The sequence below is a fragment of the Herbidospora daliensis genome, from assembly GCF_001570585.1.
Classification (GTDB): Bacteria; Actinomycetota; Actinomycetes; order Streptosporangiales; family Streptosporangiaceae; genus Herbidospora; species Herbidospora daliensis.
Map to the genome: position 1 here is coordinate 1,073,057 of NZ_BBXF01000005.1, position 9,276 is coordinate 1,082,332.

The window sequence follows — 9,276 nt, forward strand, 5'->3', positions numbered from 1 at the left end:
CGCCATGGTCCCCGCCGAAACGGCGGGAGAGGTCTCAGCCGACCGACTTGGCGGCGGCCGCCGTGGCCAGGAGTTCTTCGGCGTGGGCGCGGCCGAGTTCCGAATCCTCCATGCCGGCCAGCATGCGGGCCAGCTCGCGCTTGCGGGCCTCGCGGTCGAGGGCGACCACGCCGCTGCGGACCACGCTGCCGTCGCTGTCTTTCTCGACCACCAGGTGCTGGTCGGCGAAAGCCGCCACCTGGGGCAGGTGGGTGACCACGATGACCTGGGCGGTGCGGGCCAGCTTGGCCAGCCGCCGCCCGATCTCCACGGCCGCCTTGCCGCCGACCCCCGCGTCGACCTCGTCGAAGACGAACGTCGGCACCGGATCGGCCCCGGCGAACACCACCTCGATGGCCAGCATGACGCGGCTGAGCTCGCCCCCGGACGCGCCCTTGTTCAGCGGCAGCGGCGGCGAGGCCGGATGGGGCGCCATGCGCAGCTCGACCTCGTCGACCCCCGCCGGGCCGAAGTCGCCGCTCGACTCGATCACCACGGCGACCCGCGCATGGGGCATGGCCAGGGCGGTCAGCTCCTCGGTCACCGCGACCGCGAAACGTTCGGCGGCGGCCTCGCGGATGCGGGTCAGCTCACCGGCCAGCTCGCCGAGCCGGGTGGTCAGCTCCTCGTGTTCGCGGGTCAGCTCGCCGATGCGGTCGTCGTCGCCGTCGAGCTCGCCGACGCGGACGGCCGCCCGCTCGGCCCAGGCCAGCACCTCGGCGACGTCGGCGCCGTATTTGCGGGTCAGCCCGTTGAGCAGGGACCGGCGTTCGTGCACGATCGACAGCCGCTGCGGGTCGGCCTCGACCGACTCGGCGTAGGCGGCCAGCTCGGTCGCGACGTCGTTGAGCAGGTAACCGGCCTCGGCCAGCCGCTCGGCCAGACCGGCGAGGGCGGGGTCGTAGTCGCGGGCCGACTCGACGGCCGAACGCGCCTGCCCGATCAGCGACACCGCGTCGGGGGCCGCCTCGGGCCCCGACATCGGGTCGCCCAGCAGGGCGGTGTGGGCGGTCGTCGCGGCCGTGCGGAGGGTGTCGGCGTGGGTGAGGCGCTCGGCCTCCTCCTTCAGCTCGGCGTCTTCGCCGGCCAGGGGGGCGACCTTCTCGATCTCCTCCAGGCCGAACCGCAGCACGTCGGCCTCCTGGGCGCGTTCGCGGGCCCGGCCGGTCAGCTCGGCGAGCAGGTCGCCGACCTGCTTGTGGCGCTTGTAGGTCTGCTCGTAGGCGCGCAGCGGCTTGACCAGCTCGTCTCCGGCGTAGCGGTCGAGCGCGGCGCGCTGGCGGCCCGGCTGCAGGAGCCGCTGCTGGTCCATCTGCCCGTGGACGGCCACCAAATCGTCGGCCAGGAACGTGAGCGTGCCGACCGGGACGGTGCGCCCGCCCAGCCAGGCCCGCGACCGGCCCTCGGAGGAGACGGTGCGGGAGATGATGAGCTCTCCGCCGTCGACCTCGCCGCCGATGTCGAGCACCTGCTGGGCGGCCCGGCCTCCCGGATCGACGACGAGCGTGCCCTCGACGGTCGCCTTGTCGGCCCCCGGCCTGACCCGCGCGGGGTCGGCCCGGCCGCCGAACAGCAGCCCCAGGCCGGTCACCACCATGGTCTTGCCGGCGCCCGTCTCACCCGTGACAACGGTGAAACCGGGTGACAACTCGAGGACGGCCTCGTCGATGACACCCAGTCCCCGGATGCGGACCTCCTCGACCCTCGGCCGCACTGGTCCCTCCCGTTCAACGTCAATGTCGCAAGCGATCCTACGCGCAACTCGCCAAGATTTTCGAGTCGCCGGAACCTCAGGCGGGCCTGGCCCGGCCGCGCCATCCCTCTACCGGCAGGCCGAACTTGGCGACCAGCCGGTCGGTGAACGGCACGCCCGTGGAGTCGACGCCGAGCATGCGCGCGAGCCGTACGGGATGGGTGCCCTTGCGGACCTCCACCCGCGCGCCCGGCGGCAGATCGAAGCGGCGGCGGCCGTCGCACCACAGTTCGCCCGCGTGTGTCGTCGACAGCAGCTCGATCGCGATCGAGCTGGTCGGGGCCACCACGAGGGGCCGCGCGAACAGCGCGTGGGCGCTGTTGGGAACCACGAGAAGCGCCTCGACCTGGGGCCACACGACGGGCCCTCCGGCGGAGAACGCGTAGGCGGTCGACCCGGTCGAGGTGGCGCAGATGACGCCGTCGCAGCCCCAGCGGGACAGCGGATGGCCGTCGATCTCGGCCACGACCTCGAGCATGCGGTCGCGCTTCTCCACCGACGCCTCGTTGAGCGCCCACGTGCGCGCCAGCACGGTGCCGTTGCGGACGGTCACGTCGAGGGTCATGCGCTCCTCGACCTCGAACCGCCCGTCGACGACCCGGTCGACGACGACGTGGAGGTCCTCCACCTCGGCCTCGGCGAGGAACCCGACGTGCCCGAGGTTGACCCCGAGCAGCGGCACCCCCGTCGGCCGGGAGATCTCGGCCGCCCGCAGGAGCGTTCCGTCGCCGCCCAGGACGATGATGATCTCGGCGCCGAAGGCGGCCCGCTCGTCGGCCGGCACGACCTCGACGCCCGTCCGGGCGACCTCTTCGGCCTCGTCGGCCAGGACCCGGACCGTCAGGCCCTCTTTCAGCAGCCGGTCGATGACCAGCCGGGCGCTCTCGACCGCGGCGTCACGCCCGGTGTGGGTGGTGATCAGGACCGATCGGCGGTCGCTCATCGGGGTCCCTCCTCGACGGCACGCGCGACGGCGGCGGCCACGTCTGCGACCGCCTCGTGACCCGGCCCCTTCCCGAGGCGGATCAGGTATTCCACATTGCCCGAAGGGCCCGGCAGCGGACTGGCCGTCACGCCCTTGACCGTGAGCCCCAGCCCCGCCGCCGCGGCGGCCGCGTCGCGCACCGCCTCGGCCCGCAGTTCCGGGTCGCGGACGACCCCTCCGGTGCCCACCCGTTCCTTGCCCACCTCGAACTGCGGCTTCACCAGCATGACCAGCTCGCCGCCCTCGGCCAGGCAGGCGGTCAGCGCGGGCAGCACCAGCCGCAGCGAGATGAACGACAGGTCGCCGACGACGAGCGTGGGCGGCTCCCCGACCATCTCGGGGGTGAGGTCGCGGACGTTCACCCGCTCCATCACGGTGACCCGTTCGTCGGTCCGCAGCGACCAGGCGAGCTGTCCGTAACCGACGTCGACCGCCAGCACGTGGGCGGCCCCCCGCCGCAGCAGCACGTCGGTGAACCCGCCGGTCGACGCGCCCGCGTCGAGGCAGCGCCGCCCCGTGACGTCGAGGTCGGCGAAGACGTCGAGGGCGCCGATGAGCTTGTGGGCCCCCCGGGAGACGTAGTCGGGCCCGTCAGGAGCCTCGGCGACCACGATCGGGGCGGCGGTGTCGACCTGCGTGGCCGCTTTGGAAGCGGGCTGGCCACCGATGGTGACCCGGCCCGCCTCGATGAGCTGGGCGGCCTGCTCCCGCGAGCGGGCCAGCTTGCGCCGCACCAGCTCGCTGTCGAGACGGCGGCGCTGACTCAACGCTCACCCCTGGCGGGCGAGGTGGTGGGGGGATTAGAGATCACGGGCGGTCGTCCACAGCGGCAAGGGTCTCCTCCAACGTGCCGAGCACCTGCTCGTACACCTCGACGTGAGCCGCCACCGGCGCCTCCGCGAGCCGTTCGACGGCGGCGCGGACCGCCGCCTCGGGATCGGCCTCGGCGCCGGGCGGCAGGGTGCCGGCCGGGGCAACGGCCGGCACCACGGTGATGGTCGGGGTCGCCATGACGTCCGCCGGCGAACCGGCATCCGCGGACACAGCGGCCTGCACCGGCACGACGGCTTCCCCACCGCCGGCCGAGTTCATCTCGGTCATGCGCCCCCTCCGGTGTCAGATACGCGGCCCTCGCCCGAAACGCCTCACGAACACGGACCGCAGACGCTCCGCCGCCTTGACGGTAGCGGACCGGGCCGACGACGTCGCCCGCACGGCACCCCTACGACTTCTTGCCGGCCTTCTTGCCCGACTTCTTGGCAAGCGCCTTCTTCGCGGCCTTCTTCCCGCCCTTCCCGGGAGCGGTAGTGGCCGGCACCTTGGCCGCCATGACGGCCCCGGCGTGCGAAGCCGCCCGCGCCGGCGTCCGGGCGGTCCCGACGGCATGCGCCATCCGCGCCGCCATCTTCTCGGCCCGCGCGACGCGCGTGGACCCGGTGGCCTTCACGATCCGCGCGGCGGCCTTCTCGGCCCGCGCGATCCGCGTCCCGGCGACGGACGTGCTCTTCCGAGCACCGGCCCGAGCCGACGCCGCGTGAGCACCCGCAGCCGAACCCGAAGCCTTACGCGCCGGAGCCGCGGAACCCGACCCCTTCCGGATGGCCCCGAGCGTCGCGGAACGCGAAGCCGCCGCCTTCCGCATCGACGTAGCCGCCGTCGAACGCGAAGCCGACGCCTTGCGAGCCGACCCGGCCGCCGTGGACCGCGAAGCCGACGCCCTACGAGCCGTCCCAGCCGTCGCGGAACGCGAAGCCGACGCCTTGCGAGGCGATCCAGCGGTGGTCGAACGCGAAGCCGACGTTTTACGAGCCGACCCAGCCGCCGAGGCCGACGTCTTCCGCGTCACCCCAGCCGCCGAAGCCGACGTCTTCCGCGTCGACCCGGCCGACGCCTTGGCCGAACCCGCCGCCCGGGAGACGGACATCCTGCGAGCGGACCCCGCCCGCACCGCCGACGCGCCCGAACGCGACGCCGACCCAGGATGCGCGGACCCTGAAGCAGTCGACGACGACGGCGACCCGTTGAGCCCGGCCCTGGACCGCGTTGCGGCGCTGCGAGCCGCCGTCGCAGCCTTCCGGGACGCGGCGGCGCGCGTGGTCGCGGCCTTCCGCGACGCGGCGGTGCGGGCGGTCGCGGCCTTGCGCGCCGTCCCGGAGCGAGCGGCCGACGTCGTGCGGGCCGACGCCCCCGAAGCGGCCGCCTTGGCGGTCCGCTTGGCGGCCGACGCCTTCGCGGCGGTCGTCGAGGCGGCCTTGCCGGTGATGGCGGCGATGGTCCGCTCCGCCTTGGCGGCCATCCCGGTCACCCGGGCCGACACCCCTCGGGACGTCCGGGCCGAAGCCGCCTTCGCCCGGGTGGCCGTCCGCGACCGCGACCCGTTGGCCCGGCCGGACGGTTTCAGACGTCCCTGCAGCTCACGGACCTGCGACCGCAGCCGGTCGACCTCGTCCTTGCGCGCGAGGTCGAACACCCCGAGCACCTGGTCGGCCCCCGACCGGACGATCCCCTGAATCCCCTTCGACGACCGAGATGACCGAGCCGACGACCGGCGCGCCTTCGCGGACCGCGACGAGTCCGTGTCGAGCAGGTCGACGACGGCGGCCCGAGCGTTGTTCGTGGCCGTCTCGGTGAGCGACGTGGCCATCTGTACGATGCCACGCAACGTGTGGAACACCATGCGAACCCCCTTGTCATCTGACACGCCCCCACGTGTCAGATTTCGCGTAGTACTCAGGTTGAACGCTACCGTCCGTTGGTAGATGGGCATTTGACCGGTCCTGGCTTAAGGGGGATGACGCATGGCGACGATCGAAGAATGCCGTGCCGCATTGGACAAATTGGGCGAGCAGTTCCACGACATCAGCGACGAGGACCGCGCCAAACATGTCGTCGAGCGCCGGCTCCAATGCCGCATCTCCGACCTGAACGTCACCTTCTACGGCCGCATTCACCGCGAAGGCCTCGACCCCTTCACCGAGATCCCCCCGGCCGACGGCCGCCCCGCCGAAGTGAAACTCACCCTGGGCAGCGAAGACCTCATCGCCCTCGTCAAGGGCGAACTCGACATGGCGCGCGCCCTTTTCGGCGGCAGAGTCAAAATCGACGCCAGCCTGGGCGACCTCCTCCGCCTCCGCCGCCTCCTCTGAACCCTCGCACGAACCCCCGACCCCGTTCGAACGGTGGAATCAGCCCACACGCACCGGTTTGGCGAGACCCGGCCCCTGAACTTCCTTCATCACCCGCCCGACCAGGCACGCCCACCGATTCAGGCCCTCGCCGAGAACCCCGAGCGCTTGACGAGTACTCGGCGAGTGCCACCCGGCGGCCGAAGTGTGAGTGTGGTCAACGGCTTTACGAAGCGACGGCTGCCCTAACACCTGGAAGGCTTCCACCCCGCGCAACCACATCCGCAAGCCATTCGCCTTGGCGGCATCGCCCGTCAGAGCCCCATCGCCACTCGCCACTTTGGCGTCACGGCGACGCCTGCCAAACCGCATTCGGGAGACCTCAACGCCATGGGGAAGAGTCCAGGTCTCACCAGACCACCCGACTGGCCTTCGACATGTAGCGACTCGGTTCTCACGAGGACACTCGGCCGCTCACGACTCGAAGCCAGGGACAGGGCTCACGCATACAAGTCCACTCAACCGGCCTTTTCGTTCCGCAGCCGCCTTCACGCCCCTTCGGCCGACTTGGAGGCCGTGTATTGGCGGCGCGGAAAGCCTGGGCATCAAGATGGGCACCGGCCCCGGCGAATAGGGAGTTGCGACGCTCTGAGGCCGCCGGCGAGATCCTTCGTTTCAGGTCGCCTGCATGGCCAGCCCGTGGAGGGCCCGCGCGGCAGGGGATCCGGGGTCGGCCGTCATCAGGACGACCTCCTGGTCATCCTCGGGCACGAGCAGGACGTCGCAGTTCAACCGCAGCGCACCGGCCTCCGGATGGTCCAGGGTCTTGGTGCGGTGCCCGGGAGCGTGGACCGGACGCGTCTCCCAGATCTGCCGGAACTCCTCACTCCCGGCGTGCAGCTCGGCCAGCAGTTCGGCCAGCTGCGGGTCATGCGGGTAGCGGTCCGCGGACCGGCGCAGCCGCGCCACCACGATGTGCCCGAACTCCTCGGCGCTGGAGCTCTCGTACATCCGCCCCTGACCCAGGAAGCGGCGTCGGGCCAGGTTCGTCGTCCCGTCTCCGGGGTCGGCCCCGAGCAGCGCCCGGGCCAGGGGGTTCCAGGTGACGACGTCGTACGCCGCGTCGGTGACGATGGCACCGGTCTCCGGCAGCCGCTCCAGCATCCGGGCCACATGCGGGCGCACCCGCCGCACGGCGCTGACGCCGGGCGGCGCGCTCGAACCCGCCAGCCGGAACAGATGGCTGCGCTCGGCCGGCGTGAGCCGCAACGCGCGGGCCAGCCCGTCCAGGATCTGGGCCGATGGCCGCGGCCCCCGGGCCTGCTCCAGCCGCGTGTAGTAGTCGACCGACATGTGCGCGAGCTCCGCCACCTCTTCGCGGCGCAGCCCCGGAGTGCGGCGGTCGGTGCCCGTCGCCGCCAGTCCGATCTCGTGCGGACGCAGGGCCGCCCGGCGGTCCCGCAGGTAGTGGGCCAGCTCCTGCAGCGCCACGCCGCCTCCTCCCCCTGCCTGGTACAGGCTGTCCCTGGCAGAGCACCCAGGACCAGGGGAAATGTGGTCGCCATGAACGAACGCACAGCTCTGGTCACCGGTGCCAACAAGGGCATCGGCCAGCATATCGCCCGGCTGCTCGCCGCCGAGGGCCTCACCGTGTACGTGGGCTCCCGCGACCCCGGGCGCGGACAGCGGGCCGTCGAGGAGATCGGAGCCGGGGCCCGTCTGCTGGTCCTCGACGTGACGGATCCCGACGGCGTCGCACAGGCCGCAGCTCAGATCGACCGCCTGGACGTCCTGGTGAACAACGCCGGCATCTCACCGTCACTCGCCCCGCCCACCGACACCGACGTCGAGGAGTACCGGCGCATCTACGAGACCAATGTGTTCGGGGTGGTGACGGTGACCAACGCCTTCCTGCCCGCCCTGCGCCGGTCCCCGCACCCGCGCATCGTCAACATCTCCAGTGGCACGGCGTCGCTGACCTGGAGCACCACTCCCAACCCCCAGTTCACCCCGGGAAGCGGCGCCGCAGCCGCCTACCGGTCGTCCAAGGCCGCCCTCAACGCCCTCACCGTCCTCTACGCCCAGACGCTGGCCGAGGACGGCTTCAAGGTCAACGCACTCGCCCCCGGCCTGCGCGCCACCGATCTCAACCCCCGGGCCGCCGCTGCCGGCGGCGACCCGGCCGAGGCCGCGCAGGGTGCCCTCCGCCTGGCCCTGCTGCCGGACGACGGCCCCACCGGCGGCTTCTTCTCCTGGGACGGAACACCCGTGCCCTGGTGATCGGTCACGGGCGGGCGTCTCACCGGTGAGGTCCATGCGGAGGGGATCAGGCCGCACACGGTGAAGGTGGTTGTCGGCGAGGTCGAACAATGCGTCGATGACGGTGGTGCGCCGCTCGTGGCAGCGGGCGAACAGGTAGAGCGGTTCTGCCAGGCATGGGCGCGTTCGACCCGCCAACGCCGACTGGCCTGGATGGGCCCCTTTGTGCGCGATGCGTCCGCCCCAGCGACAGCCGCAACCGCAGGTCAGGCATGACGCCCCCACGCTCGCAACCTGTCGGCCCGTAACGGCGGAACCGGCATCGCGCTCACACCCCTAGACCGATTCTCCGCTGCCGTGACGGTAATTCGGCATGGCCGGGCCGCTCGCCCATCAGCGAGGTGAACCACCGCGTTCTACGAGGTCAATTGGGATGGCCATCGCCCGCCGCGACGACACCCACTACGTGCTCTAACGACCTGCGGAAGATCCGCCTCATGCCCCGGAAGCAGGCTGATCCGAGAGCACCCCTGCTCGGGCATACCAGCCAGACCCATTCAACCGGCAAGAGAGCAGCACCAGAAGCACCCTGTGATCGCCGCTCCTCCCGGATAGCACTTAGAGCTCCTAACAAAATGAGTTGAGTCGGCGCCAGCAGATGAGGGCGCACGCCAGTTTGAGGAAGGCTTCGTGGATGTCCGCGCGGGCTTCCCAGCGGATCCGTAATCGCCGGAATGCGTGCAGCAGGGCGAAGGTCTGCTCGACGACCCAGCGGTGTCTGCCCAGGCCGGAGCCGTGCGGGGTGCCGCGGCGGGCGATCAGCGGGCGGATCTGCAGGGCACGGACCAGGCGGCGGTACTTGTCGTGGTCGTAGCCGCGGTCGGCCAGGACGGCATCAGGTCGTTGCCGGGGCCGGCCGCACTTGCCACGGATCTTGGGGATGGCGTGCAGCAAGGGCAGCAGCTGGGTGACGTCGTTGCGGTTCGCGCCGGTCAGGATCACCGCCAGCGGGACGCCGGTGGCGTCGGTGATCAGGTGGTGCTTGCTTCCGGCCCGTCCTCGATCGACCGGGGACGGTCCGGTCTGCGGCCCCCTTTTAACGCTCTGATTTGGGA

10 protein-coding genes are annotated in these 9,276 nt (G+C 71.8%); 4 read left to right on the forward strand and 6 right to left on the reverse strand.

Translation table 11 applies throughout. The annotated features are described in order from the left end of the window. Nucleotides 1-34 precede the first annotated feature (34 nt). The 4 genes from recN to AW274_RS28230 form a co-directional block, all read right to left on the reverse strand. Nucleotides 35-1,753: a DNA repair protein RecN gene (gene recN / locus AW274_RS28215; RefSeq protein WP_062437832.1), complete on the reverse strand. Its 1,719-nt coding sequence runs from the start codon at nucleotides 1,751-1,753 to the stop codon at nucleotides 35-37. A gap of 76 nt (nucleotides 1,754-1,829) precedes the next feature. After that, a complete protein-coding gene (locus AW274_RS28220; RefSeq protein WP_062437834.1) occupies nucleotides 1,830-2,735 on the reverse strand; it encodes an NAD kinase in 906 nt (301 codons plus the stop codon). Continuing rightward, nucleotides 2,732-3,544: a TlyA family RNA methyltransferase gene (locus AW274_RS28225; protein ID WP_062437837.1), complete on the reverse strand. Its 813-nt coding sequence runs from the start codon at nucleotides 3,542-3,544 to the stop codon at nucleotides 2,732-2,734. The genes AW274_RS28220 and AW274_RS28225 overlap by 4 nt, the downstream gene beginning before the upstream one ends. 40 nt (nucleotides 3,545-3,584) lie before the next feature. Further along, entirely contained in the window at nucleotides 3,585-3,878 is a 294-nt protein-coding gene (locus AW274_RS28230) for a hypothetical protein (RefSeq protein ID WP_062437840.1), read from the reverse strand. Between the two features lie 227 nt (nucleotides 3,879-4,105). Here AW274_RS28230 and AW274_RS28235 point away from each other — a divergent pair, with 227 nt between their 5' ends. The 3 genes from AW274_RS28235 (at nucleotide 4,106) to AW274_RS28245 (ending at nucleotide 5,923) form a co-directional block, all read left to right on the forward strand. Beyond that, nucleotides 4,106-4,315, forward strand: coding sequence for a hypothetical protein (locus AW274_RS28235; protein WP_198169440.1), 210 nt, complete (start codon nucleotides 4,106-4,108; stop codon nucleotides 4,313-4,315). 60 nt (nucleotides 4,316-4,375) lie between these two features. Beyond that, nucleotides 4,376-5,287: a hypothetical protein gene (locus AW274_RS28240; protein ID WP_062437843.1), complete on the forward strand. Its 912-nt coding sequence runs from the start codon at nucleotides 4,376-4,378 to the stop codon at nucleotides 5,285-5,287. 288 nt (nucleotides 5,288-5,575) lie between these two features. Then, nucleotides 5,576-5,923, forward strand: coding sequence for an SCP2 sterol-binding domain-containing protein (locus AW274_RS28245; RefSeq protein ID WP_062437845.1), 348 nt, complete (start codon nucleotides 5,576-5,578; stop codon nucleotides 5,921-5,923). A 654-nt stretch (nucleotides 5,924-6,577) separates the two neighbouring features. Here the strand turns inward: AW274_RS28245 and AW274_RS28250 are convergent. Next, nucleotides 6,578-7,393: a helix-turn-helix transcriptional regulator gene (locus tag AW274_RS28250; RefSeq protein ID WP_062437847.1), complete on the reverse strand. Its 816-nt coding sequence runs from the start codon at nucleotides 7,391-7,393 to the stop codon at nucleotides 6,578-6,580. A 72-nt stretch (nucleotides 7,394-7,465) separates the two neighbouring features. Here AW274_RS28250 and AW274_RS28255 point away from each other — a divergent pair, with 72 nt between their 5' ends. Further along, on the forward strand, nucleotides 7,466-8,182 hold the full coding sequence (locus AW274_RS28255) for an SDR family oxidoreductase (RefSeq protein ID WP_062438087.1): 717 nt from the start codon (nucleotides 7,466-7,468) through the stop codon (nucleotides 8,180-8,182). A gap of 606 nt (nucleotides 8,183-8,788) precedes the next feature. Here AW274_RS28255 and AW274_RS28260 read toward each other — a convergent pair. Next, on the reverse strand, nucleotides 8,789-9,276 hold a 488-nt coding region (locus AW274_RS28260; protein ID WP_157520763.1), incomplete at its 5' end, for an IS5 family transposase.

Coding starts and splice junctions, on each gene's coding strand:
- AW274_RS28230 (WP_062437840.1), bottom strand. CDS start 3,878: ATGACCGAGATGAACTCGGCCGGCGGTGGGGAAGCCGTCGTGCCGGTG.
- AW274_RS28245 (WP_062437845.1), top strand. CDS start 5,576: ATGGCGACGATCGAAGAATGCCGTGCCGCATTGGACAAATTGGGCGAG.
- AW274_RS28235 (WP_198169440.1), top strand. CDS start 4,106: ATGACGGCCCCGGCGTGCGAAGCCGCCCGCGCCGGCGTCCGGGCGGTC.
- AW274_RS28255 (WP_062438087.1), top strand. CDS start 7,466: ATGAACGAACGCACAGCTCTGGTCACCGGTGCCAACAAGGGCATCGGC.
- AW274_RS28240 (WP_062437843.1), top strand. CDS start 4,376: ATGGCCCCGAGCGTCGCGGAACGCGAAGCCGCCGCCTTCCGCATCGAC.
- AW274_RS28220 (WP_062437834.1), bottom strand. CDS start 2,735: ATGAGCGACCGCCGATCGGTCCTGATCACCACCCACACCGGGCGTGAC.